Annotated in this window: 21 protein-coding genes; 7 read left to right on the top strand and 14 right to left on the bottom strand. The window is 69.8% G+C overall.

Annotated features, from left to right (window positions below; genetic code table 11):
• Window positions 1–2 precede the first annotated feature (2 nt).
• The 5 genes from ACQKIP_RS15625 to hemL form a co-directional block, all read right to left on the bottom strand.
• On the bottom strand, window positions 3–767 hold the full coding sequence (locus ACQKIP_RS15625) for a cytochrome c biogenesis CcdA family protein (RefSeq protein WP_361199647.1): 765 nt from the start codon (window positions 765–767) through the stop codon (window positions 3–5).
• A 10-nt stretch (window positions 768–777) separates the two neighbouring features.
• Window positions 778–1,407, bottom strand: a complete 630-nt coding sequence (locus ACQKIP_RS15620; protein ID WP_365862908.1) for a TlpA family protein disulfide reductase — start codon at window positions 1,405–1,407, stop codon at window positions 778–780.
• Between the two features lie 66 nt (window positions 1,408–1,473).
• Entirely contained in the window at window positions 1,474–2,703 is a 1,230-nt protein-coding gene (locus ACQKIP_RS15615) for a hypothetical protein (protein ID WP_365862906.1), read from the bottom strand.
• Between the two features lie 169 nt (window positions 2,704–2,872).
• Window positions 2,873–3,556 (bottom strand): histidine phosphatase family protein, encoded by a 684-nt coding sequence (locus ACQKIP_RS15610; RefSeq protein ID WP_361392806.1) that lies wholly within the window; start codon window positions 3,554–3,556, stop codon window positions 2,873–2,875.
• Entirely contained in the window at window positions 3,553–4,887 is a 1,335-nt protein-coding gene (gene hemL, locus ACQKIP_RS15605; protein ID WP_365862904.1) for a glutamate-1-semialdehyde 2,1-aminomutase, read from the bottom strand. The genes ACQKIP_RS15610 and hemL overlap by 4 nt, the downstream gene beginning before the upstream one ends.
• Window positions 4,888–5,049: 162 nt before the next feature.
• Between hemL and ACQKIP_RS15600 the strand changes: the two genes are divergently transcribed.
• Window positions 5,050–5,649 (top strand): hypothetical protein, encoded by a 600-nt coding sequence (locus ACQKIP_RS15600; protein WP_365862902.1) that lies wholly within the window; start codon window positions 5,050–5,052, stop codon window positions 5,647–5,649.
• A 30-nt stretch (window positions 5,650–5,679) separates the two neighbouring features.
• Here ACQKIP_RS15600 and ACQKIP_RS15595 read toward each other — a convergent pair whose 3' ends face one another.
• From ACQKIP_RS15595 to ACQKIP_RS15585, 3 genes are all read right to left on the bottom strand, one after another.
• Window positions 5,680–6,270 (bottom strand): FMN reductase, encoded by a 591-nt coding sequence (locus tag ACQKIP_RS15595; protein ID WP_365862900.1) that lies wholly within the window; start codon window positions 6,268–6,270, stop codon window positions 5,680–5,682.
• A complete protein-coding gene (locus ACQKIP_RS15590; RefSeq protein WP_365863097.1) occupies window positions 6,267–7,358 on the bottom strand; it encodes an LLM class flavin-dependent oxidoreductase in 1,092 nt (363 codons plus the stop codon). The genes ACQKIP_RS15595 and ACQKIP_RS15590 overlap by 4 nt, the downstream gene beginning before the upstream one ends.
• Before the next feature lie 153 nt (window positions 7,359–7,511).
• Entirely contained in the window at window positions 7,512–8,099 is a 588-nt protein-coding gene (locus ACQKIP_RS15585; RefSeq protein ID WP_365862898.1) for a TIGR03086 family metal-binding protein, read from the bottom strand.
• 86 nt (window positions 8,100–8,185) lie between these two features.
• Here ACQKIP_RS15585 and ACQKIP_RS15580 point away from each other — a divergent pair, with 86 nt between their 5' ends.
• Window positions 8,186–9,034: a helix-turn-helix domain-containing protein gene (locus tag ACQKIP_RS15580; RefSeq protein ID WP_365862896.1), complete on the top strand. Its 849-nt coding sequence runs from the start codon at window positions 8,186–8,188 to the stop codon at window positions 9,032–9,034.
• A gap of 28 nt (window positions 9,035–9,062) precedes the next feature.
• Here the strand turns inward: ACQKIP_RS15580 and ACQKIP_RS15575 are convergent, their stop codons facing one another.
• Window positions 9,063–9,566 carry a GNAT family N-acetyltransferase gene (locus tag ACQKIP_RS15575; RefSeq protein WP_365862894.1) on the bottom strand — a complete coding sequence of 168 codons (504 nt, stop codon included), beginning with the start codon at window positions 9,564–9,566 and terminating at the stop codon, window positions 9,063–9,065.
• Window positions 9,567–9,692: 126 nt separating this feature from the next.
• Here ACQKIP_RS15575 and ACQKIP_RS15570 point away from each other — a divergent pair, with 126 nt between their 5' ends.
• Complete coding sequence (locus ACQKIP_RS15570; protein ID WP_365862892.1) at window positions 9,693–10,472, top strand: SDR family NAD(P)-dependent oxidoreductase; 780 nt, start codon at window positions 9,693–9,695, stop codon at window positions 10,470–10,472.
• A gap of 78 nt (window positions 10,473–10,550) precedes the next feature.
• Here ACQKIP_RS15570 and ACQKIP_RS15565 read toward each other — a convergent pair whose 3' ends face one another.
• On the bottom strand, window positions 10,551–11,744 hold the full coding sequence (locus ACQKIP_RS15565) for an RtcB family protein (protein WP_365862890.1): 1,194 nt from the start codon (window positions 11,742–11,744) through the stop codon (window positions 10,551–10,553).
• A gap of 200 nt (window positions 11,745–11,944) precedes the next feature.
• Between ACQKIP_RS15565 and ACQKIP_RS15560 the strand changes: the two genes are divergently transcribed.
• From ACQKIP_RS15560 to ACQKIP_RS15550, 3 genes are all read left to right on the top strand, one after another.
• Entirely contained in the window at window positions 11,945–12,832 is an 888-nt protein-coding gene (locus ACQKIP_RS15560; RefSeq protein WP_365862888.1) for a DUF3558 domain-containing protein, read from the top strand.
• 116 nt (window positions 12,833–12,948) lie between these two features.
• Window positions 12,949–13,818, top strand: coding sequence for a DUF3558 domain-containing protein (locus ACQKIP_RS15555; protein WP_365862886.1), 870 nt, complete (start codon window positions 12,949–12,951; stop codon window positions 13,816–13,818).
• 184 nt (window positions 13,819–14,002) lie between these two features.
• The gene (locus tag ACQKIP_RS15550) at window positions 14,003–15,472 is read left to right on the top strand and encodes a DUF2637 domain-containing protein (protein ID WP_365862885.1); all 1,470 of its coding nucleotides are present in this window, start codon (window positions 14,003–14,005) and stop codon (window positions 15,470–15,472) included.
• A 21-nt stretch (window positions 15,473–15,493) separates the two neighbouring features.
• Here ACQKIP_RS15550 and ACQKIP_RS15545 read toward each other — a convergent pair whose 3' ends face one another.
• Both ACQKIP_RS15545 and lysS read right to left on the bottom strand, forming a co-directional pair.
• Window positions 15,494–15,703, bottom strand: a complete 210-nt coding sequence (locus tag ACQKIP_RS15545; protein WP_365862883.1) for a hypothetical protein — start codon at window positions 15,701–15,703, stop codon at window positions 15,494–15,496.
• 186 nt (window positions 15,704–15,889) lie between these two features.
• Window positions 15,890–17,635, bottom strand: coding sequence for a lysine--tRNA ligase (lysS, locus tag ACQKIP_RS15540; protein ID WP_365862881.1), 1,746 nt, complete (start codon window positions 17,633–17,635; stop codon window positions 15,890–15,892).
• A gap of 135 nt (window positions 17,636–17,770) precedes the next feature.
• Between lysS and argS the strand changes: the two genes are divergently transcribed.
• Window positions 17,771–19,540, top strand: coding sequence for an arginine--tRNA ligase (gene argS / locus ACQKIP_RS15535; protein ID WP_365862879.1), 1,770 nt, complete (start codon window positions 17,771–17,773; stop codon window positions 19,538–19,540).
• Window positions 19,541–19,619: 79 nt separating this feature from the next.
• On the opposite strand, the gene ACQKIP_RS15530 is transcribed toward argS, so the two are convergent.
• A complete protein-coding gene (locus ACQKIP_RS15530) occupies window positions 19,620–20,834 on the bottom strand; it encodes a PLP-dependent aminotransferase family protein (RefSeq protein WP_365862878.1) in 1,215 nt (404 codons plus the stop codon).
• Between the two features lie 110 nt (window positions 20,835–20,944).
• Window positions 20,945–22,221, bottom strand: a 1,277-nt coding sequence (locus tag ACQKIP_RS15525; protein ID WP_427743189.1) for a hypothetical protein, incomplete at its 5' end; no start/stop codon positions are given.

Raw genomic sequence — 22,221 nt, 5'->3', positions numbered from 1 at the left:
GATCAGATCCCCACCGTGTAGCCGTTGGACCAGACCTGCATCTGCTGCAAGATGCTGTCCCAGACGCCGGTGACAAGCAGCAGTCCGGTCGCGATCATCATGATGCCGCCGATGCGCATCACCCAGACGTAATGCTTCTTGACCCAGCTGAACGCGCCGAGCGCCTTGCGGAAGGCGATCGCCGCGAGGATGAACGGAACACCGAGCCCCAGGCAGTACGCGACGCTCAGTATGGCCCCGCGGCCCGCGTTCGCCTGGTCGAGGGCCAGCGCGTTGACGGACGTGAGGGTCGGGCCGACGCAGGGCGCCCAGCCGACGGCGAACAGCGCGCCCAGTATGGGGGCGCCCGCGAGCCCGGCGGCGGGCTTCTTGTGGAAGCGGAACTCCCGCTGGGACAGCCACGGCATGAGCCCCATGAAGAAGATGCCGAGGACGATCATCAGTGCTCCGAGCACCTTGGTGATGACGTCCTGGTACTCCTGGAGGTTCTGCCCGGCATAGCCGAACAGCGCCCCGGTGGAGACGAAGACGGCGGTGAAGCCGAGCACGAAGAGCCCGGCGCCCGCGGCCATCCGCCCCCGCTTGGCCTCTGCGAGATCCGTGCCGCCGACCCCGGTGACGTAGGACAGATAGCCCGGCACGAGCGGCAGTACGCACGGCGAGAAGAAGGAGACGAGGCCGCCGAGCAGAGCCACGGGGAGCGCCACGAGGAGCGCCCCGTTCATGACGGTCTGGTTCGCTTCGCCGGCGGCGGCGAGGGTGGACATCACGGGGAAATCACTTCTCCGCGATCAGCGGGTCGATCATCTTGCGCAGGTTCTTCTCGTTGAGCGCCTGCTGCGAGCGGGCCGCGATCTTGCCCTCGCGGTCCAGGATGATCGTGGAGGGGATGAACTTCGGGTTCATCGTGCCCTTGGGGAAGCGCAGCATCAGCTTGCCCATCGGGTCGTGCAGGCTGGGGTAGTGGATCCCCCACTCCTTCTCGAACGCGAGCGCCGGGTCCTTCTGCGGGTCGCGGGTGTTGATCCCGACGAACTGCACGTCCTTGTCCGCGAGATCCTTGGAGACCTTCGCGAAGTTCGGCGCCTCGGCCCGGCAGGGCGAACACCAGGAGCCCCAGACGTTCAGGACGACGATCTTGCCCTTGTAGTCGTCGACGTCGAGGTGCTTGCCCGTGAGGGTCTCCCCTTCGAGCTTCGGCCCGTCCTGGCGCTCACCCTTGCCGGCGGTGGCGATGCCGTCGGACCCGGTGACGAAGTTCGTGTTCCCCGAGCCGCCGGACGTGCCGCCTGAGCTGCACGCCGACAGGGTCAGCGCGGCGACCGCGGCCCCGGCGCCCAGCAGGGCGGTACGGCTGCGGCGACGGCTGCGGTTCGTGCTGCGGGGAGCTCGGCGGGCGGCACTCATGTGAAAAGTTTCGCATGTCTGTTTCGGGGATCTTCCGCACCCCCCGGGGTTGCGGAAAGTCCCATTTCAGACGGCCTTCCCGAGTCCCTTCCAGCCACCGGCGGGCGCCTGCCCGACTTCGAGGCCCTGGAGCTCGGCGAGCACCTTCGGGTCCTGGACGTCGAGCCAGTCGACGAACTGCCGGAAGGAGACGAGGCGCACGTCCTTCTTCCCGGCGATGTGCTTCAGGGCTTCCTCGACGGCGTCCATGTAGATGCCGCCGTTCCACTCCTCGAAGTGGTTGCCGATGAAGAACGGCGCCCGGTTGGACTCATAGGCCCGCTTGAACCCGGCCATGTAGGACTCGGCGGCCTGCTTGCGCCAGCCCGGGTAGTTGGCCGGCGGGGCCTTCGTGGAATTCTGCGACTGGTTGGCCAGGATGTTGTAGTCCATGGACAGGACCTCGAAGGAGTGGCCGGGGAACGGCATCGCCTGGAGCGGCAGGTCCCAGACGCCCGTCTTCTTCCGGGGCCAGCGCTGGAGGCCGCCGGACGACGAGGCGTCGTAACGCCAGCCGAGCTTCTTCGCCGTCGGCAGCAGGTTGTCCTGGCCGAGGAGGCAGGGGGTGCGACCGCCGACGAGTTCCTTGTCGTAGTCGAAAGGCAGCGACGGCAGATCGGTCCAGCCGGTATTCGTCCGCCATTCCTTCACGAACGACACGGCCTGGTCGATTTCGCTCTGCCATTGCGCGGGCGTCCAGTTGGCGACCGTGCCGCTGCCCGCGCAGAAGTGCCCGTTGAAGTGCGTGCCGATCTCATGGCCTTCGAGCCAGGCCTGCCGGACGTACTTCAGCGTCTCCTTTATGTGACCGTCGGTGAGGTAACCGATGTCGGAGGCGCCGACGTTGTTGTTCGGCGGCTTGTACATCCGCTTCTTCGACTCGGGCAGGAGATAAAGCCCGGAGAGGAAGAACGTCATACGCGCGTCGTGTTCCTCGGCGAGCTTCAGGAATCGCGGGAAGAGGCCGTTGCCGACTTCGCCCGCGCCGTCCCAGGAGAAGACCACGAACTGCGGGGGCGTCTCGCCCGGCTGGAGGGGAACGGGCTTGCCCGGCTGATTGGGCTGCTTGCCCGTGTACGAGGTCGAACCGTCGCCGATCGGCTTCGCCGGACGCTTGCCGCCGGTCTTGCCGTTCTCGGCCTTGTCGGCGGAACCGCCCGAATGACCGCTGCCGCCCGTGCCGCAGCCCGCGAGTCCCACGGCGGCGGCGGTCCCGACGCCGAGGCCGATCATTCCCCTGCGACTGATGTCGCGCATTCCATCCCCATTCGTCGTGCCCTTCGTCCATGCACGATGGACGCCCCGTTAGAGGGCACGACGAAGAAGGGGGTTCCTGGCAACAAGCACATATTTAGCGCCTTTTACCAAGAATGGACATACAGTCGCGAGCCGATTACCTGGCGTGGGCGGCCCGAAAGCGGAGCGCTTATGCGCCGAACGCCTTGGCCTTACCCTTCACCGGCTTCGCGCCCGCGAGGAGATGCGCGGGAACGAGATCCCGGGCCGGTTCGGTGTACCCCACCGAGACGATCTTGTCGCCGCGGTACGTGAAGGTCGTGAGCGAGGCGAGCGTGCACTGCCGCTTGCGCGGGTCGTGCCACAGGCGCCGCTTCTCCACGAAACTCCGCACGATCCAGATCGGCAGCTGATGGCTGACGCACACCGCCTCGTGCCCGCGGGCCGCGTCCTTCGCCGCGTCCAGGGCGCCCATCATCCGCACGACCTGCTCGACGTACGGCTCGCCCCAGGACGGCTTGAAGGGGTTGACCAGGTGCTTCCAGTTCTCCGGGTTCTTCAGCGCGCCGTCGCCCACGCCGAAGGTCTTGCCCTCGAAGACATTGCCCGCCTCGATGAGCCGCGCGTCCGACGCCAGCTCCAGACCGTGCTCCTTGGCGATCGGCGTCGCCGTCTCCTGCGCACGGTCCAGGGGTGAGGCCACGACGTGCGTGATGTCACGCGAGGCCAGGTGCTCGGCGACCCGGTCGGCCATCTGCCGGCCCAGGTCGGAGAGGTGATAGTCGGGAAGGCGCCCGTAGAGGATCCCCTCCGGGTTCTCCACCTCGCCGTGCCGCATCACATGGACGACGGTGAGCTCGCTGCCCGCGCTCATGCGGTGGCCTCCGTGGACTCAGTGGCTTCGGCGGCCGCGCGCGCCGCAGCGGGCAGGGCCGCGGCGATCTTCTCGATCGCCTGCTCGTCATGGGCGGTGGACACGAACCAGGACTCGAAGGCCGACGGCGGCAGATACACGCCCTGCGACAGCATCGAGTGGAAGAACGCGGTGAAGCGGAACGACTCCTGCGTCTTCGCGTCCTCGTAGTTGCGCACCTCACGCTCGGTGAAGAAGACGGAGAACATGTTCGACGCGTTCTGCAGCCGGTGCGCGACGCCCTCCTTGGAGAGCGCGTCGGTCACCAGGGCGCGCAGCTGCCCGGAGACGATGTCGACCTTGTCGTACGCCGCGTCGTCGAGCAGCCGCAGCTGCGCGAGGCCCGCCGCCGTCGCGACCGGGTTCCCCGACAGAGTGCCCGCCTGGTAGACGGGGCCGACCGGGGCGAGGTGCTCCATGACGTCGGCGCGACCGCCGAAAGCGGCGGCCGGGAAGCCGCCGCCCATGACCTTGCCGAACGTCATCAGGTCGGGCCGCACTCCGTCGACGCCGTACCAGCCCGCCTTCGACGTACGGAAGCCCGTCATCACCTCGTCCGAGATGTACAGCGCGCCGTTCTCCCGGCAGAGGTCCGCGAGGCTCTGGTTGAAGCCCTCAAGCGGCGGCACGATGCCCATGTTGCCCGGCGACGCCTCGGTGATGACGCAGGCGATCTCGCCGGAGTTCGCGGCGAAGGCGGCGCGCACGGCCTCGATGTCGTTGTACGGAACGACGATCGTGTCGCCCGCCTGGGCGCCGGTGACGCCGGGGGTGTCCGGCAGGCCGAGCGTGGCGACACCGGATCCGGCCGCGGCGAGCAGCGCGTCCACGTGACCGTGGTAACACCCGGCGAACTTGATGATCTTGGCTCGGCCGGTGAAACCGCGCGCGAGACGGATCGCGGACATCGTCGCCTCGGTGCCGCTGGACACCAGCCGCACCTGCTCGACGGGCTCGATGCGCGCGACGATCTCCTCGGCGAGCGCGACCTCGCCCTCGCCCGGCGTACCGAAGGACGTGCCGCGGGCGACGGCCTCCTGAACTGCGGCGATCACATCGGGGTGGGAGTGGCCGAGGATCATCGGCCCCCACGAGCAGACGAGGTCGACGTACTCACGCCCGTCGGCGTCCGTCAGGTACGGACCGGTACCGGACACCATGAAGCGGGGCGTACCGCCCACAGCGCGGAAAGCGCGCACGGGAGAGTTCACACCGCCGGGTGTCACGGCCGCCGCACGGTCGAAGAGAGTCTGCGAAACTGGGGCGCTATACGGGAAGCTCACATGAACCATGGTGTCAGAGGCTTCGGGCATCCTGCGGACAGGTGTTTCACTCGACGTTTTAGCCGGTGACCGTGGGGGAGGTCACTGACACGATGATCGGGTTGCGCGGCGGGGGCCGCGAGGCCTAGAAAAGCAGGGGCGGGCGCCCTGGAAAAGCAGTCGGGTGGAGATATGCATCGCGGTGGCGGACTGGGCGAGGGGACCGACGGCCTGGGTCCGCGGCGTGCCCGGCGGATCGGCAAGCACCGGCGCGAGGCTGAGGCGGCCGAGGCAAAGGCCGCGGCACGGGGCGAGACCGAGCAGGACCGGGCGGCAACCAGGAGTGGCCGGGTGGGTGGGGTGACCTACAAGTACTTCGGAGCTCCGGACGGCGCGACCGCCGCCCGTGTGCCCATCTCGATGCGTCCCGAGGAGCTCGGCGGCGACGAGCTCGGCATGGGCGGCATGTTCACGAAGATCAAGCCGGAGACGGTGGCCGCGATGGTCCTGACCGGCATCGAGGGCATACCCCTGCACAAGGTGCCCCCGCTCGAACTGGTCGTCCTGCACCCCGACTACGCCGTGGTGAAGCTCCCCATGACGGTCGTCGACCCGCTGCGCGGCGTCGGCGAGGAATCGGTCGGGGCCGCGGCCTTCATCTGGTCCACGGTCCCCGACCGGGGCGGCCCGCGCGACGCGTTCAACGTCTACCAACTGCTGCACGAATGGCAGGACTTCAGCCACCGGCTGCATGACGCGGGGCATCAGGCGTACTGCCTGGTGTGGCCCTGAGCCCCGCGTACGTACGCCGGAACCGCGCCTTCACTCCGGCCGCAGCGCGGCCAGTTGCTGCTCGAAGGGGATCAATTCCTCGTCTCGAACCTTCGCGGGCCGCATGTTTCCGGCCAGTTCGGCCAGTTCTGCGGCCGCCCTCTCGATGCGCTCGTCCAGACCGTCCGCGCCCCAGTCCTCGGAGGCCGCGTACACGGCCGTCGGTACGACCATCGCCCGCAGGTAGGCGAACAGCGGTCGCATCGCGTGCTCCAGGACCAGCGAATGCCGTGCGGTGCCGCCGGTCGCCGCCATCAGGACCGGCGTACCGGCGATCGCGTCCTTGTCCAGGACCGTCAGGACGTCGAAGAACGACTTGAACAGACCGCTGTACGAGGCGGAGAAGACCGGCGTGACCGCGATCAGGGCGTCCGCACCCTTGACCGCGTCCGCCGCCGCGCTCAGCTCAGGTCCGGGGAAGCCGGTGACGAAGTTGTGCGCGATCTCCACTGCCAGGTCGCGGAGTTCGACGACCTCGATCTCCACGTCGGCGTGCCGTCCGGTGGCCGCCGCGAGACGGTCCGCCAGCAGGCGCGTGGAGGAGGGGACGCTCAGTCCGGCGGAGACGATCACGAGCTTCATGCGCTGACCTCCTTGCTCTGCGAGGCCGCCACGCGGGCGGCATGGGTGGGTGCGTCCGGGACGGTCGCCGGGCGGTTCTTGGCGAACTCCTCGCGCAGCACCGGGACGACCTCCTCGCCGAGGATGTCCAGCTGCTCCAGGACGGTCTTGAGGGGCAGGCCCGCGTGGTCCATCAGGAACAGCTGGCGCTGGTAGTCGCCGACGGTGTCGCGGAAGGACAGCGTCCGGTCGATCACCTGCTGCGGGGAGCCCACGGTCAGCGGCGTCTGGGAGGTGAACTCCTCCAGCGACGGCCCGTGTCCGTAGACGGGCGCGTTGTCGAAGTAGGGGCGGAACTCGCGTACGGCGTCCTGCGAGTTCTTCCGCATGAACACCTGACCGCCGAGCCCGACGATCGCCTGCTCCTCGGTGCCGTGCCCGTAGTGCGCGAACCGGCGGCGGTAGAGGTCGACCATCTTCTTGGTGTGCTCCTGCGGCCAGAAGATGTTGTTGTGGAAGAACCCGTCTCCGTAGTACGCGGCCTGCTCAGCGATCTCCGGGGAGCGGATGGAGCCGTGCCAGACGAAGGGCGCGACGCCGTCGAGCGGTCGGGGCGTCGAGGTGAACGACTGGAGGGGCGTACGGAACTTGCCCTCCCACGTCACGACGTCCTCGTGCCACAGGCGGCGCAGGAGCGCGTAGTTCTCGACGGCGAGGTTGATGCCCTCGCGGATGTCCTTGCCGAACCACGGGTACACCGGGCCCGTGTTGCCGCGGCCCATCATCACGTCGGCCCGGCCGCCGGCCAGGTGCTGGAGCATCGCGAAGTCCTCGGCGATCTTCACCGGGTCGTTCGTGGTGATCAGGGTGGTGGAGGTGGAGAGGATCAGGTTCTCGGTGCGGGCGGCGATGTAGCCGAGCATCGTGGTGGGCGAGGAGGGGACGAACGGCGGGTTGTGGTGCTCGCCGGTCGCGAAGACGTCGAGCCCGACCTCCTCGGCCTTCAGCGCGATGGCGACCATCGCCTTGATGCGCTCGTGCTCGGTGGGGGTGCGGCCCGTGGTGGGGTCCGGCGTCACGTCGCCGACGCTGAAGATCCCGAACTGCATGCCGGATCCGGACTGCGACTGCATGGCTGACTCACTCTCCGCAGGTTGTTGACGCTTCAACTATACCTGCGGAACGGTGGTGGGTCGGCGGGTATTCCCGGGGTGGGGTCCGGGAGTGCCTGCCGGGGCCGGCAGGCGTCGGTCCCCGGGGGCCTACGGCTTCCAGCGCGGGTCGCGGCCCGTCTCCGACAGGAGTCGGTCCAGCTCAGAGGCGTCTTCGGGCACGGTGACCGGCTCTCCGAAGACGCCCATCTTCCGGGCCGTCGGGCCCAGGCCCGCGACCGCTTCACGCAGCGCGGGGACGACACCGCTGCTTCCGGGCGCCGCCTCGTACTCCTGTCCCGTGGCGCGGGCCAGGTCCCAGGCGTGCACCGTCAGGTCGAGCAGCGCCATGCAGCCCACGGTCCTCGCGGGCATGTCCATCGCGCCCGTCGTGCCCTCGTCGGCGCCGGGCGCGGACCAGGCGGCGACCAGCTTGTCGGCCTCCTCGGCGAAGCGGTCCCGCCAGTCGGGGCTCTGGGCAACCACGTCAGGGGCCTCGGTGCCGAAGTCGGAGTTCTGTTTGGCAGCGAGCGCCTGGAACTGGACGACCACCTGGAAGAGGTGGTTGACCAGGGCCTTTACGTCGTACTCGGCGCACGGAGTGGGGGCGGTGAGGCGATCGTCCGGGATCGCGCGGACCACCGGAACGGCGTGGGCCGTGGCCGCCTTCAGAAGGTCGGCAATGCTGTTCTCGCTCATGGCACGACGGTATGGCGGTGGCCGGCCCCGCGGCTTGAACAAACGCGACACGCGACACGTGCGAGACCCCGGCATACGATCCAGCCATGGCCGACGCCGACGCCCTCCCCTCCGCCCCGCGCAGCGACTCCGCCCCGCGCAGCGACACCAAGGGCATCGTCGACGCCGCCGGACTCCTGGCCCGCGCACGGTTCCGCAGGCACCTCGCCGCGCCCGCCCTGCGCCCCTACGTGGAGCAGTACTGGCTGATCGACTGGGACCTGTCGCAGCCGTACGCCTCGCACGTCGTGCCGCACCCCTCCGTGAACGTCGTCTTCCAGCGGCTCCCCGGGCAGGAGCCCTTCGCCGAGGTGGCCGGGATCGGGCTCGACCTCTTCACGCAGAAGCTGGAGGGGTGCGGCCGGGTGTGCGGGGTGAAGTTCCGGCCCGGCGGCTTCCGGCCGTTCGCGCCGTCGGAACCGGTGTCCGCCTGGACGGGCCGGCGGCTGCTGCCCCTCGAAGAGGTGTTCGCCGAAGTCCCCGGGGGCGCGCTCGACGCGGTGCTCACCCCCGACGAGGAGCACGCGCGCGTGGCGGCACTCGACGCCTTCCTGCTGGCCCTCGGCCCCGCGCCCGACCCCAGGGCCGACCTCGCCATGGCCCTGGCCGAACGCATCCGCACGGACAGCGGAATCCGCCGGGTCAGCGAGTTCGCCAGGGCGGAGGGCATGTCCGTACGGACCCTGCAACGGCTGTTCTCGGCGTACGTGGGGGTCGGCCCGAAGTGGATGATCCTGCGCTACCGCATCCACGAGGCGCTGGAGCAGGCGGAGGCGGACCGGGAGGTGGACTGGGCGGACGTGGCCTGCACGCTGGGCTACGCCGACCAGGCCCACCTGATCAGGGACTTCACGGCGACGGTAGGCGTCCCGCCCACGGCATACTCCCCGCACTGAGCCACACCACACCGCAGCTCAGCTCAGCTCACCCCAGGTCGACGCTCCAGTCGTTGCACCGCATCCAGTGCCCCTTCGGATACTCGAAGTCATGCTCGCCGCCCGGCGTGAACCCGGCCTTGCGGCACACCCCGTTGGACGCCGCGTGATCCGCGGAGGGGAAGGCATGCAGCCGCCGGTGCCGGCCGGCGGCCCGCGCCTCCTCGACGACCAGCCGGGCGGCCGCCGCCGCGATGCCCCGCCCCTGGAAACCGGGCAGCACGCTCCACCCCGTCTCCCAGGCGGACTCCCCCTGCCAGGACGTCTCCCAGTACCCGATGGACCCGACGGCGGCCCCGTCGAGGTCTATCCGGAACATCCGCCCCCGGTCCTCCAGGGTCAGATAGCGACGATGCCGGGACACCAACTGCTCGGGCGTCTCGGGACCTCCCAAGTGGGCCGTCATCTCCGCGGAATTGCAGGCGACAAGAAGCTCGAAGTCCCCCTCCGCCCAGGGAACCAGCCTCGGACCGGCCAACGGCGATCTCTCCATGCCGACCACGCTACGGCGAGCCACTGACAACGTCCCGGCAGCCGCCGGACCGAACGCCGGGACCCGGCGACCTATCCTGGCGGGACAGGCACAGCACAGGAACATACGTACGCCCAAGGAGCAGCCATGACCGCCGCGAACGCCGCGCCCGCCGCCACCCGCATCGCGATCGTCACCGGCGCGAGCAGCGGCATCGGTGCCGCCACCGCGCGCGGTCTCGCGGCCGCCGGCTACCGCGTCGTCCTCACCGCCCGCCGCAAGGACCGCATCGAAGCCCTCGCCGCCGAGATCACGGCCGCGGGACACGACGCGATGGCGTACGCGCTCGACATCACCGACCGCACGGCCGTCGACGAGTTCGCCACCGCCTTCCGCAAGGTCGCCGTCCTGGTCAACAACGCGGGCGGCGCACTCGGCGCCGACACCATCGCCACCGGCGACCCGGCCGACTGGCGCCAGATGTACGAGACGAACGTCATCGGCACCCTGAACGTCACCCAGGCCCTGCTCCCCGCCCTCACCGCGAGCGAGGACGGCACGATCGTGGTCCTCTCCTCCACGGCCGGGCACGGCACGTACGAGGGCGGCGGTGGCTACGTCGCCGCGAAGCACGCCGAGCACGTACTCGCCGAGACCCTCCGCCTGGAGATCGTCGGCACCCCGGTCCGCGTCATCGAGGTCGCCCCCGGCATGGTCAAGACCGAGGAGTTCGCCACGACCCGCTTCGGCGGCGACACGGAGAAGGCCGCGAAGGTCTACGCGGGCGTGGCCGCCCCGCTCACGGCGGACGACGTCGCGGACACGATCACCTGGGCGGTGACCCGCCCGCCCCACGTGAACATCGACCTCCTGGTCGTCCGCCCCCGGGCCCAGGCCTCCAACACGAAGATCCACCGGGAGCTGTAGTCCAAGGCCCGCCCGGCACGGCGTCGCACAACGCGCAGTGGGGCCCGGACCGTCGACGGTCCGGGCCCCACCCGCGGTTCAGCCCTTCACGCAGATGACCTGCTTGAGCTTGGCCACGACCTGGACCAGATCGCTCTGCTGGTCGATGACCTTCTCGATCGGCTTGTAGGCGCCCGGGATCTCGTCCACGACACCCGAGTCCTTGCGGCACTCGACGCCCCGCGTCTGCTCCTCCAGGTCCCGAGTCGAGAAACGCTTCTTCGCGGCGTTGCGGCTCATCTTCCGGCCCGCGCCGTGCGAGGCGGAGTTGAACGACGCCTCGTTCCCCAGACCCTTCACGATGTACGAACCGGTGCCCATCGAGCCGGGGATGATCCCGAAGTCTCCGCTCCCGGCCCGGATCGCGCCCTTGCGCGTAACGAGCAGGTCCATCCCGTCGTACCGCTCTTCGCTGACGTAATTGTGGTGGCAGGAGATGACCGGCTCGAAGGCCACCTTCGCCTTCTTGAACTCCTTGCGGACCACGTCCTGGAAGAGCCCCATCATGATCGAGCGGTTGTACTTCGCGTACTCCTGCGCCCAGAAGAGGTCGTTCCGGTACGCCGCCATCTGCGGGGTGTCCGCGATGAAGACCGCGAGATCCCGGTCGACGAGCCCCTGATTGTGCGGCAGCTTCTGGGCCACCCCGATGTGGTGGTCGGCCAGCTCCTTGCCGATGTTCCGCGAACCGGAGTGCAGCATCAGCCAGACCGAATCCGACTCGTCGAGGCAGAACTCGATGAAGTGGTTGCCGGACCCGAGCGTCCCCATCTGCTTCGTCGCCCGCTCCTGACGGAACTTGACCGCATCGGCAACCCCGTCGAACCGCCCCCAGAAGTCCTCCCACCCGCCGGTGGCGAACCCGTGCAGCCGTCCCGGGTCCACGACCTCGTCATGCATCCCCCGGCCCACCGGAATCGCCTGCTCGATCTTCGAGCGGAGGCGCGAGAGGTCGCCCGGCAGGTCGTTCGCCGTCAGGGACGTCTTCACCGCCGACATTCCGCAGCCGATGTCGACGCCGACCGCCGCCGGGCAGACCGCGCCCTGCATGGCGATGACCGAGCCGACCGTCGCGCCCTTGCCGTAGTGGACGTCCGGCATGACCGCCAGGCCCTTGATCCAGGGCAGCGTCGCCACGTTCCGGAGCTGCTGGAGCGCGACATCCTCGACCGTGGCCGGATCCGTCCACATGCGGATCGGTACCTTGGCTCCAGGAACCTCCACGTACGACATTGCGTCCTCATTCCCCCGTAGTGCCTGTAGCGCCTGTAGTTGAACAGACGTGCTGAATTGCTCTTAGCGCAAATACCGGAGCCAAGGTCAACGAAAGGGATGACGGACCGGCGTCCACGGCATTGCGTGCGATACACATTGTGTCCACCGGTCGCCCGCCAGCGGCAACCGATTAACCCCGGCGAGAAGGAGCCCACACGGTGCAGCGGAAGGCCTACGTACCGGGCGTCGCAGCCCTCCTCGCAGCGCTGCTCGCCGGCTGCACGGGCGGGGGCGCGCTCGGCGGCGAGGCGGACGACTCGAAGCCCGGCGAGTCCGGCAGCACGACGGCGGCCGCCGAGCCCGGCAAGTACCGCACGCTCCGCGAGCCCTGCAGCCAGGTCGAGCCGGGCACGCTCGACTCGATGCTGCCCGGCATCGAGGAGATGACGGACGAGGAGCAGCAGGAGAAGGCGTACAAGGGCGTGCCGACCGTCACGTACGACACCGACCGGCGGGTGGGCTGCCGCTGGAAGGTGGAGTCCTCGGACGCCACCCATCATCTGCTCGTCGATTTCGAGCGGGTCGTCTCGTACGACACGGCTGTGAGCGATGACACCCGTGCGACGGAGGTCTACTCGTCGAAGGCGCAGAAGGCGAACCTGTCCGAGCCCTCGGCCCCCGCGACGGACGACGAGGAGCAGGAGCAGACGGAGTCGCCGGACGGGGACGCGGACGCCAAGCCGTCCGGCGATACCGGCACGGACGGGGACGAGTCCGGCAAGGGCAAGGGCGGCGACAAGGACAAGGGTGACGCAGACGACAGCGCCTCCGGCGGGTCGCCGACCGAGGCCGTCACGCCGCCCGGCCTGGAGCCCCGCGCCCTTGAGGATCTGGGCGACGAGGCCTTCCTCGACGACGCGCTGACCACGGCCGCGTCCGCGACCCGACACCGCACCGTGACTGTGGTGTTCCGCACGTCGAACGTCATCGTGACCATCGAGTACGACGAGCAGCCGGGGCGTCGCACCGACATCCCCGACAGCAAGGAAATGCAGGACAAGGCGCAGGAACTGGCCGGAACGCTTGCCGACAAGTTGAGCGAATAGCGGCGGTTCGGGCGGGTGACCGGCTCCGCGGAAGCGGAGTCGTCCGCGCCGGGCACGGCGTACCGTGGCCCATCGAACCGACGACAGCCGTCTTGAGTGACTTGAGTGAAGGAACCATGCACCGACAAGGACAGCGACTCACCCGCATACTCACCTGCGCAGCCGCCGTACCGGTGATCCTCATTGCCTCCGGCTGCTCCTCCGACTCCGGCGACTCGGGCTCGGACGGGGCCAAGAAGGACTCGGGCTCGAAGGCCTCCGCGTCGGCCTCGGGCAAGGACAAGGCCGCGACCGTGGAGAAGGCGGCGTTCAGCAAGCTGCCCGAGCCCTGCGAGGTCCTGTCGAAGAAGACGCTCGACGACCTCGTCCCGAAGGCCAAGGACAAGTCGGGCAAGGCGGGCACGTCCGACGACACGTCGGCGCGCGGCACCTGCTCCTGGGACAGCCTGGAGAACAACGGCGTCGACGGCTCGCAGTTCCGCTGGCTCCGTGTCTCGCTGATGCGCTTCGACTCGGACGCGTCGCTCGGCAGCGGTGCCAAGCGCGCGCAGAGCAACTTCGCGAAGCAGGTCGCGGACGCGCAGGCGACGGAGGGCGCGAAGAGCGTCAAGACGGAGCCGGTGCCCGGGATGGGCGACCAGACGACGGTCGTGCACTACGACCTGAAGAAGGACAAGGAGAACTTCAAGCAGCAGACGGTCGTGACGCGCGTGGAGAACGCCGTCGTCACGATCGACTACAACGGCGCCGGCCTCGCGGGCGACAAGGCGCCGAGCTCGAAGGATCTGTCGAAGGACGCCGAGAAGGCCGCGAAGGAGGCCGCGGAGGCGGTCGTCTCCGCGAACAAGGCAGGCGGCGAGTCCTCCTCGAAGGGTTCGGAGAGCCCCAAGTCGGACGACTCGAAGTCCGACGATTCGAAGAAGGACGACTCCAAGTCCGACGACTCGAAGAAGGACTCCAAGTCCAGCGACAAGCCCAAGAGCTGACGCAGGACACGGATATCGCGGCGCGCGCCACGCGTAGAGGTCTCGGACAACTGGCCTCGAAGTAGCGGAAGTTGCAGGAGCCCGGCCCCTTGGTGGCCGGGCTCCTGCCGTACCGGCACACCGTCTTCCGCATGCGTGTGCCAGGCTGTCGCTCGCAACAAACCGAACAGGGAGGGGTTCGCGGGTGGCCGCGATGCAGCTGACACGCACGCACCGGATACTCATCGGCGTGGTCGTCGCCGGTGCGGTCGTCATCGCCGGTATCGGTTTCGCGGGGTCGTACGCGGCCGTGCGCGAGCTGGCCGAGAAGAAGGGCTTCGGCGGCTTCTCGGTGGTCTTCCCGATCGGTATCGACGCGGGTATCTGCGTCCTGCTGGCCCTCGACCTCCTGCTGACGTGGATCCGTATCCCCTTCCCGCTGCTCCGTCAGACGGCGTGGCTCCTGACGGCGGCGACGATCGCCTTCAACGGCGCCGCGGCCTGGCCGGACCCGCTGGGCGTGGGCATGCACGCCGTCATCCCGGTCCTGTTCGTGGTCGCCGTGGAGGCGGCCCGGCACGCGGTGGGCCGGATCGCGGACATCACGGCCGACAAGCACATGGAGGGCGTCCGCCTCACCCGCTGGCTGCTCTCGCCCGTGCCGACGTTCAAGCTGTGGCGGCGGATGAAGCTGTGGGAGCTGCGTTCGTACGAGCAGGTCATCAAGCTGGAGCAAGACCGCCTGATCTACCAGGCCCGCCTCCAGGCCCGCTTCGGCCGCTCCTGGCGCCGCAAGGCCCCGGTGGAGTCGCTGATGCCGCTGCGCCTGGCGCGGTTCGGCGTACCGCTGGCGGAGACCGCTCCGGCGGGCCTCGCCGCGGCGGGGATCGAGCCGGCGCTGCTGCCGCCCGCGCCGGTACCGGTGGCGGCGGAGCCGCAGCAGCCGGAGCTGGTGGCGGCGCCGGCCCAGCAGCCGGAGCCGCGGGACGAGCGGGAGCAGGAGCAGGAGCCGCAGCCCCGGCCGGAGCAGCAGGAACAGCCCGGACAGCAGGAGCAGCCCGCGCCCGAGGGCGGCCACGTGAGCCCGTGGTTCGCGGCGCAGCAGCCTTCGTACGTTCCCGAAGAGCCGCACGACCAGTGGTACGCGGAGCAGCAGGCATACGCCGACCAGCAGGCGTACGCGGACCAGCAGGCCTATGCCGATCAGCAGGCCTATCTGGAGCAGCAGCAGGCGTACTTCGACGAGCACGGCCAGGCGGCGGCCGGTCCCGCCGGGCCCGAGTCGGAGTTCCAGGTCCCCGCGGGGCCGGGCCGCACCCGTCCGCTGGGCGGCCAGCACCTGATTCCGGGGCCGCGCGAGGAGCAGGGTCCCGAGGCCGTGGCTCAGGAGGCCGTGGCTCAGGAGGACGCGCCGGAGGAGCTGGGGCCGCTGCCCGAGGCTTCCGGTCTCCCGGACGACGTCTCGCGTGAAGACGCGTACTTCGCCGCGTTCCGCAAGTACGTGAGCGAGCTCGGGGACTACCCCAACGCCCGGCAGTTCGGCCTGTACCTGATGGACCTGTACGGCGTCACCGGCCAGGCGGGCGGCCCTCCGGCGGAGAGCACCCTGCGCCCGTACCTGCGTGACTTCCGGGGTCGCTACCAGGAGGAGCTGGACTCCGAGTACAGCGCGTAGCGAGGGCCGCCCGCCGGGGGCTCAGGCCCTGCTGCGGGCGCGCTTCTTGCCGGTCTCGCCCCAGACGGCGAGGGCGGCGCCGACGACGAACAAGGCGAGGTAGCCGGGGGTGGGGATGTCCCACCACTTGTGCAAGAGGCCCCACGGGTTGTCCCCGAAGATCTGCCCGGCGGCCCCAAGGGCCCCCTGAATACCGACGACCCACCCGACGATGGCGATGATTTCCTTCATACGTCCACGATCAGCCACCCGGCAACGCCGCACGTCGTGCCCCCGGTGGATCTCTTCGTAGTCCGAAGGATGCAGGGCGCTCGGGTGGGTGGGCGGGAGAACTCCGCCGCGAAGCGGCGGTTCAGTCCACGGCACGCGAAGGGGGCGCCGCCCAAGTCACTGGACGGCGCCCCCACCTACGTACCGCTACGCCCCCAAGAGCTTGCGCACCCGCTCCGCGCCCACGGCGAGCAGCAGCGTGGGCAGCCGCGGCCCCGTCTCCCGCGTCACGAGGAGGCGGTAGAGCAGGGCGAAGAAGGACCGCTGGGCGACCTTGATCTCCGGCGGGAGTTCCTTCGCCGTGGCGTCCGCGCTGAACCCGGCCTGCACCTTCGGCACGCCGTACACGAGGTGCGTGAGGCCGTCGAGGGACCAGTGCGAGTCCAGGCCCTCCAGGAGCAGCCGCAGCGACTCGCGCCCCTCGTCGTCCAGGGTCGAGAGCAGCTCCGTGTCGGGCTCCGCGCGCACGATCGTGCGGGCGTCGGCCGGGACCTGGGTGGTGATCCAGTTCTCGGCGCGGTCGAGCCGGGGCCGCGCCTCGTCCAGGGACGAGATCGGGTCGGAGGGGTCAAGATCCCGCAGGATGCGCAGCGTCTGGTCCTCCGCGCCCGCGGTGACGTCCGCGACGGACGCGAGCGTCCGGTACGGCAGCGGACGCGGCGTCTTCGGCAGTTCACCGGCGGCCGTGCGCACCGCACGCGAGTGCGCGGCGGCGTCGGCGGGCAGCACGGAGCCGTCGGCGACCTTCGCGTCCAGCTTGTCCCACTCGTCGTAGAGCCGCTGGATCTCCTGGTCGAAGGCGATCTTGAAGGACTGGTTCGGCTTGCGGCGGGCGTACAGCCAGCGCAGGAGCGGCGCCTCCATGATCTTCAGGGCGTCGGCCGGGGTCGGCACACCGCCCTTGGAGGACGACATCTTCGCCATGCCGGAGATCCCGACGAACGCGTACATCGGGCCGATCGGCTGCACGCCGTCGAAGATCTCGCGCACGATCTGCCCGCCGACCACGAAGGACGACCCCGGAGACGAGTGGTCCACGCCGCTCGGCTCGAAGATGACGCCCTCGTACGCCCAGCGCATGGGCCAGTCGACCTTCCAGACCAGCTTGCCGCGGTTGAACTCGCTGAGGTGGACCGTCTCGCTGTGCCCGCAGTCGGCGCACACGTACGAGAGCTCGGTGCTCTCGTCGTCGTACGACGTGACGGTGGTCAGGTCCTTCTCGCAGGCGCCGCAGTACGGCTTGTACGGGAAGTACCCGCTGGTGCCGCCGCTGCCGTCGTCCTCGCTCGCGGCGCCCGATCCCTCGGCGGCCTCGAGCTCGGCCTCGTCGACCGGCTTCTGCGACTGCTTCTTGCCGGGCGCCTTCTTGGTCCGGTACTGGTCGAGGATCGCGTCGATGTCACCGCGGTGCTTCATCGCGTGCAGGACCTGCTCGCGGTAGACGCCCGAGGTGTACTGCGCGGTCTGGCTGATCCCGTCGTACTCGACGCCCAGCTCGTCGAGCGCCTCGGTCATGGCCGCCTTGAAGTGCTCGGCCCAGTTCGCGTACGCGGAACCGGCCGGGGCGGGCACGGAGGTGAGGGGCTTGCCGATGTGCTGGGCCCAGGACTCGTCGATGCCGGGGACTCCTGCCGGGACCTTGCGGTACCGGTCGTAGTCGTCCCAGGAGATCAGGTGCCTGACCTCGTGCCCGCGCCGCCGGATCTCGTCCGCGACCAGGTGCGGGGTCATGACCTCGCGGAGATTGCCCAGGTGGATGGGGCCCGAGGGGGAGAGCCCGGAGGCGACGACGACCGGTTTGCCCGGGGCACGACGCTCCGACTCGGCGATGACCTCGTCCGCGTAGCGGGAGACCCAGTCGGTGGTATCGGTGCTCTGAGCCACGATCGGCACGCCTTTCTTCTTCTACGTGAGTACCGCTTGTCGCGGCCATTCTCCCAGCAAGCCACGCGAGAGCGAAAACGCCTTTGCACCCCGTGGGATACTTGCCTGGTCTATCTGCACCTCGAGGAGAACGGCATCCACTCCATGGCCTCGGTCACGTCCCTCACCGCCTCCGTCCACCAGCGCCTCGCGGACGCCCTCTCGGCTGCCCTGCCGGAGGCCGGCGCCGCCGACCCGCTGCTGCGACGAAGCGACCGGGCCGACTACCAGGCCAACGGGATCCTGGCCCTGGCCAAGAAGGCGAAGGCGAACCCGCGCGAGCTTGCCACCCAGGTCGTCCAGCAGATCACCAACGGCGATCTGCTGGCCGATGTCGAGGTGTCGGGCCCCGGCTTCCTGAACGTCACGGTCACCGACAAGGCGATCACCGAGACGCTGGCGGCCCGTGCGGCCGACGGCGACCGGCTCGGCGTGCCGCTGAACGCGGCCGCGGGCACGACGGTCATCGACTACGCCCAGCCGAACGTGGCGAAGGAGATGCACGTCGGTCACCTGCGCTCGGCGGTCATCGGCGACGCGCTGCGCGGCATGCTCGACTTCACGGGCGAGAAGACGATCGGCCGCCACCACATCGGCGACTGGGGCACCCAGTTCGGCATGCTCATCCAGTACCTGATCGAGAACCCCGACCAGTTGGCCCCGGCCGACGACGTCGACGGCGAGCAGGCCATGTCGAACCTGAACCGCATCTACAAGGCGTCGCGTGCCGTCTTCGACGCGGACGAGGACTTCAAGGAGCGGGCCCGTAAGCGGGTCGTCGCGCTCCAGTCCGGCGACAAGGAGACGCTCGACCTGTGGCAGCGGTTCGTCGACGAGTCGAAGATCTACTTCTACTCGGTCTTCGAGAAGCTGGACATGGAGATCCGGGACGACGAGATCGTCGGCGAGTCCGCGTACAACGACATGATGGCCGAGACGGCGCGGATGCTGGAGGAATCGGGCGTCGCCGTCCGTTCCGAGGGCGCGCTCGTGGTCTTCTTCGACGAGATCCGCGGCAAGGACGACCAGCCGGTGCCGCTGATCGTGCAGAAGAAGGACGGCGGCTTCGGCTACGCGGCCTCCGACCTCTCCGCGATCCGCAACCGCGTCGCCGACCTGCACGCCACGTCGCTGATCTACGTCGTGGACGTACGGCAGTCGCTGCACTTCAAGATGGTCTTCGAGACGGCGCGCCGCGCGGGCTGGCTGAGCGACGACGTCACGGCCCACAACATGGGTTACGGCACGGTGCTCGGCGCGGACGGCAAGCCGTTCAAGACGCGTGAGGGCGAGACGGTCCGGCTCGAGGACCTCCTCGACGAGGCGGTCGAGCGGGCGACCGCGGTCGTGCGCGAGAAGGCCGAGAAGGTGGGCCTGACCGAGCAGGAGATCGTCGAGAACGGGCGGTTCGTCGGGATCGGCGCGGTGAAGTACGCCGACCTGTCGACGTCCGCGAACCGCGACTACAAGTTCGACCTGGACCAGATGGTGTCGCTGAACGGCGACACGTCCGTCTACCTCCAGTACGCGTACGCGCGGATCAAGTCGATCCTGCGGCGTGCCGGTGACTCGGCGGAGCCCGTCGCGCACCCGGAGCTCGAACTCGCCCCTGCCGAGCGGGCCCTTGGCCTGCACCTGGACGCGTTCGGCGATCTGGTCTTCGAGGCCGCCGCCGAGTACGCGCCGCACAAGCTGGCCGCGTACCTCTACCAGCTGGCGTCGCTGTTCACGACGTTCTACGACCAGTGCCCGGTGGTGAAGCCGCGTCCGGCACAGGAGATCGTCGAGAACCGGCTGCTCCTGTGCGACCTGACCGCCCGCACCCTGCACCAGGGCATGGCCCTGCTCGGCATCAGGACCCCCGAGCGCCTCTGAGCCGCGTCAGGAGCGGCGGGGCCGTGACATACGCGGCTCCGCCGCGCGGGCGCGACCAGCCCCCGCCGCCATGCGGCGATCAACCGGCCAACGCGCCCCCGAGCCTGCGCAGTCCCTCGGCGATCTCGTCGGGGGACTGCGTCACGAAGCACATCCGCAGGGTGGCGACGTCGGGCTCTCCGGCGTAGAACGGCGCCCCCGGCACGTACGCCACCAGGTGCTTCACCACCTCGGGCAGCAGCGCGGTGGTGTCGTATCCGTCGGGCAGCTTCGCCCAGACGAACATGCCCCCTTCCGGCCGGACCCAGGAAGAGCCTTGCGGCAACGCGTCGGCGAGGCCCGAAAGCATGGCGTCCCGCCGCTCGCGGTAGGCGCCGGTGACGCGGGCGAGGTGCGCGTCGAGGTCGTTGTCCGCCAAGTACCGCGCCGCGGCGAGCTGGTTGACGGTCGGTGTGTGCAGGTCCGCCGCCTGCTTGGCGATGGCGCAGGCCCGCAGCAGCGGGGCGGGACCGCGCAGCCAGCCCAGGCGCAGGCCCGGCGCCATGACCTTGGAGAAGCTGCCGAGCAGGATCGTGCTGTCCTCGGCGCCGGGGTACGAGGCGATCCACGGCGCGCGCTCGCCCTCGAAGCGCAACTCCCCGTACGGGTCGTCCTCGACGATCCACAGTCCGCGCCGCGCGGCGGTCGCGGCGATCGCGGCGCGGCGGTCGGCGGGCATGGTGCGGCCGGTCGGGTTCTGGAAGGTGGGCACGGTGTAGAGCAGCTTGGGCCGGTGGCGGGCGACGAGTTCGTCGAGAGCGTCCGGGATGATCCCGGCGTCGTCGCACGGCACGGCTATCACCTGCGCGCCCGCGAAGCCGAAGGCCTGGAGGGCGGCGAGGTAACAGGGGCTCTCGACCAGGACGGTCTCGCCGGGCTCGATGAGCGCGGTGGCGAGCAGCGAGAGCGCCTGCTGCGACCCGGTGGTCACCAGCAGGTCGTCGACCCCGGTCGCGAGCCCGCGCCCGGAGAGCCGTGCGGCGATGGCGGTACGGAGAGCGGGCTCGCCCTCCGTGGTGGAGTACTGGAGCGCCCGCTCGGGCTGTTCGGTGAGTACGGCCTGGAAGGCGGCGGCGATGCCTTCCTTGTCGAAGAGGCCGGGGGCGGGGAGCCCACCCGCGAAGTTGATGACCTCGGGCCGTGCGGTGACGGCCAGGATGTCCCGTACCGGAGAGCCCCCGACCGAGGCGGCGCGCGCGGCGAGCGGCGGGGTGGGAGCGGCGGTGGCGGCGGGGACTGCTGCACTGACGGTCATCTACGACTCCTTCGGTTGCCAGGCAGATTAGGCATGTCCGTGTCGCATACAAGTGTCATTTCGCGATACGGACATGGCTCGATCCGCCGGACGTTACCGGGCCGCGCGGCTTAGGCCGGCGGGTCCGGCACGTTGTCGTCGTCGCGGTTGGTCTTCGTCCACTTCTTGCTGTTGAGCGAGAACGCGTAGACGGGACGGCTCTTGTCGCCGCTCGTGGCGAACGGCTTGCCCGTGTCGTCGATGCGTACCGTGCCGCGACGGCCGCCGCTGGACCACTCCAGCTCCAAGTACCAGCGTACGTACCGGGTGTTGGCGGTCGCCTCGATGTAGAACGCCTCGGGGTCGCTGGCGCTCACCTTGTAGGGGAAGTCGTCGCCTGCCGACTGCGGGGCCGGGCGGGGCACCGACGCGTCGAGGTTCACGTCGAAGGTGTGCTTGGGGACGTTGCCTCCGCAGCCGACGCCGAGGTAGCCCATCTTGTAGTTGTTCCAGGCGAGCGGGGCGCCGGTTCCGGCGACGCGGACGTTCAGGGACTCCAGGACGACGGTGTCGTCGCCCTTGCCCTGGACGGTCAGCTTCACGGTCTGGTCCCGTGCGGCGACGGCGCCGTTCGCGGATGCCCAGCCGGGGGCGTCCTGCTCGTTGGGGGGCGGGGAGAGTCTGGTGGGGTCCTTGTCGACGAGATAGGGGTGGCCGCAGGGGTCCTGCCAGTGGTGGGCCTGGGTGGACACGGTCACCGGGGCAGCGCCGCCGTCGGCGCCGCCTCCCTCGCCTGCGCCCCCGGCGGCGGGCGCCGACGCGTCGCCCCCGGAGTCCTTGCCCTTGTCCTCGCCCTTGCCGTCCGGTTCGCCGGAGGGCGTCGCATCCTTGTCCGGCTTGCCCTTGCCGGACTCCTTCGCGGAGGGCGACGCGGATCCGGGGCCGTCCGGGCCGCCCTCGCGCTTGCCGTCGTCGGCGCTCGGGGAGTCGGTGGCCACCTTGTCGCTGTCACCGCCGCCGGACGCGGCCTGTACGGCGACGGCGGTGGCACCCAGCGCGAGCACGACACCGGCGGCGACGAGAACGCGGGCCCTGGGCACCCTTCTCCCGCCGCGCCGCGCCACCGCCGCGGGCGCGGAACCGATGACGATGCCGGGGGCTTCGTCCTTGGAGCCGCCTTCGGGGGTGCGGCCGTCCTGGGGGGTTCGGTGGGGGGCGCGGCCGTCCTGGGGGGTTCGGTTGGGGGCGCGGCCGTCCTGGGGGCTTGCGTCGCCGCCGTTCCCTTCGCGAAGGCCGTCGGCGCGGGAGTCCGTGCCGTGGGAGTCCGTGCCGTGGGAGTGCCCGTCGCGGGAGCCTCCGTTACGGGAGCCACCGTCGCCGCCGTTCCCTTCGCGCAGGCCACCGTCGC

Origin of the sequence: Streptomyces sp. NPDC059900, assembly GCF_050270335.1 — a bacterium.
In the GTDB taxonomy this organism is placed as follows: domain Bacteria; phylum Actinomycetota; class Actinomycetes; order Streptomycetales; family Streptomycetaceae; genus Streptomyces.
Note: the sequence above shows the minus strand (reverse complement) of the source record. Positions and strands in the feature narration are given on the sequence as shown.

Coding starts and splice junctions, on each gene's coding strand:
- ACQKIP_RS15620 (WP_365862908.1), bottom strand. CDS start 1,407: ATGAGTGCCGCCCGCCGAGCTCCCCGCAGCACGAACCGCAGCCGTCGC.
- ACQKIP_RS15580 (WP_365862896.1), top strand. CDS start 8,186: ATGGCCGACGCCGACGCCCTCCCCTCCGCCCCGCGCAGCGACTCCGCC.
- ACQKIP_RS15530 (WP_365862878.1), bottom strand. CDS start 20,834: ATGACCGTCAGTGCAGCAGTCCCCGCCGCCACCGCCGCTCCCACCCCG.
- hemL (WP_365862904.1), bottom strand. CDS start 4,887: ATGGTTCATGTGAGCTTCCCGTATAGCGCCCCAGTTTCGCAGACTCTC.
- ACQKIP_RS15570 (WP_365862892.1), top strand. CDS start 9,693: ATGACCGCCGCGAACGCCGCGCCCGCCGCCACCCGCATCGCGATCGTC.
- ACQKIP_RS15590 (WP_365863097.1), bottom strand. CDS start 7,358: ATGCAGTTCGGGATCTTCAGCGTCGGCGACGTGACGCCGGACCCCACC.
- ACQKIP_RS15595 (WP_365862900.1), bottom strand. CDS start 6,270: ATGAAGCTCGTGATCGTCTCCGCCGGACTGAGCGTCCCCTCCTCCACG.
- ACQKIP_RS15555 (WP_365862886.1), top strand. CDS start 12,949: ATGCACCGACAAGGACAGCGACTCACCCGCATACTCACCTGCGCAGCC.
- ACQKIP_RS15585 (WP_365862898.1), bottom strand. CDS start 8,099: ATGAGCGAGAACAGCATTGCCGACCTTCTGAAGGCGGCCACGGCCCAC.
- ACQKIP_RS15545 (WP_365862883.1), bottom strand. CDS start 15,703: ATGAAGGAAATCATCGCCATCGTCGGGTGGGTCGTCGGTATTCAGGGG.
- ACQKIP_RS15625 (WP_361199647.1), bottom strand. CDS start 767: ATGTCCACCCTCGCCGCCGCCGGCGAAGCGAACCAGACCGTCATGAAC.
- ACQKIP_RS15575 (WP_365862894.1), bottom strand. CDS start 9,566: ATGGAGAGATCGCCGTTGGCCGGTCCGAGGCTGGTTCCCTGGGCGGAG.
- ACQKIP_RS15600 (WP_365862902.1), top strand. CDS start 5,050: ATGCATCGCGGTGGCGGACTGGGCGAGGGGACCGACGGCCTGGGTCCG.
- argS (WP_365862879.1), top strand. CDS start 17,771: ATGGCCTCGGTCACGTCCCTCACCGCCTCCGTCCACCAGCGCCTCGCG.
- ACQKIP_RS15615 (WP_365862906.1), bottom strand. CDS start 2,703: ATGCGCGACATCAGTCGCAGGGGAATGATCGGCCTCGGCGTCGGGACC.
- ACQKIP_RS15610 (WP_361392806.1), bottom strand. CDS start 3,556: ATGAGCGCGGGCAGCGAGCTCACCGTCGTCCATGTGATGCGGCACGGC.
- ACQKIP_RS15565 (WP_365862890.1), bottom strand. CDS start 11,744: ATGTCGTACGTGGAGGTTCCTGGAGCCAAGGTACCGATCCGCATGTGG.